Source organism: Pseudomonadota bacterium (assembly GCA_010028905.1).
Taxonomy (GTDB): domain Bacteria; phylum Vulcanimicrobiota; class Xenobia; order RGZZ01; family RGZZ01; genus RGZZ01.
Map to the genome: position 1 here is coordinate 1 of RGZZ01000931.1, position 1,020 is coordinate 1,020.

Sequence of the window (1,020 nt, forward strand, 5' to 3'; positions counted from 1 at the left end):
TTGCGCTCGGTCGGCAACCTCTCGTCGTCGTCGGTGCTCTACGTGCTGGCCGATTTGATCGAATCGGGCGCGCCGAAGAAGGGCGACGTCGGGTTGATGATGGCGATGGGCCCGGGCTTCTGCGCCGAGCTGGTGTTGTTGCGATGGTGAGCTCGCTGTGGCTCTACACGGGCCTCATCGCGCTGGTTGGCGTCGAGCGGCTGGTCGAGCTGCGGCTCTCGAAGCGCAACGCAGCGTGGGCCTTCGAGCGCGGCGCGAAAGAGTATGGGCAGGGCCACTACCCCTTCATGACGGTGTTCCACACCGCGTTCCTCGTCGCCTGCGTCGCCGAGCCGTGGCTGCTGCATCGTGCGTTCCCCGGCGTGGTGGGCTGGGTGGCGCTGGGCTGCTCCGGTATTGGGCCATCACCACGCTGGGGCCCCGGTGGAACACGCGCGTCATCGTCTTGCCCGAGGGGCAGTTGATCAGCGGCGGGCCGTATCGCTTCGTGCGGCACCCGAACTACGTGGCAGTGGTGACCGAATTGCTCGTGCTGCCGCTCGTGCACGGCGCGTGGTTGACCTCGCTGGTGTTCACACTGGGCAACGCGGCGCTGCTGTTCGTGCGCATTCGCGTCGAGGAACAGGCGCTCGGGTTGCGCGCGGGCCAGGACGCGTGAACACGCAGGCCCCAGCCCCGCGTCGCAGGGAGAGGGAGTGTGCAGGCCCGCCACCGTGAAGGACCTGCCAGCGCTGCAGGAAGACGCGAATCGGGTGGATCCACGTGGTCCGCACGGTTAGCCCTGGAGGGTGTTCGACGTCGCCATCATCGGAGGAGGCCCTGCGGGGCTGGCGGTCGCCATCGGTGCGGCGCTGCGCGGCCTCTCGGTACACGTCTTCGACAAGCAGGCCTTCCCCATCGACAAGGCGTGCGGCGAGGGGCTGATGCCGTCGGGGCTCTCGGCGCTCGAGCGGCTGGGCGTGCGCAAACACCTCGTCACCTCCGACACGTCACCGTTCACCTCCATCACCTACGTGCAGG

At 68.2% G+C, this 1,020-nt stretch carries 2 protein-coding genes and 1 pseudogene; all 3 read left to right on the top strand.

Annotated features, from left to right (window positions below):
- Nucleotides 1-150, top strand: a 150-nt coding sequence (locus EB084_26470) for a type III polyketide synthase (protein ID NDD31808.1), incomplete at its 5' end; no start/stop codon positions are given.
- Nucleotides 144-658 (top strand): annotated as a pseudogene (locus EB084_26475) (hypothetical protein). The gene EB084_26470 and the pseudogene EB084_26475, both read left to right, overlap by 7 nt.
- Nucleotides 659-788: 130 nt before the next feature.
- The coding region (locus EB084_26480; protein ID NDD31809.1) for an FAD-dependent oxidoreductase at nucleotides 789-1,020 on the top strand (232 nt) is incomplete at its 3' end.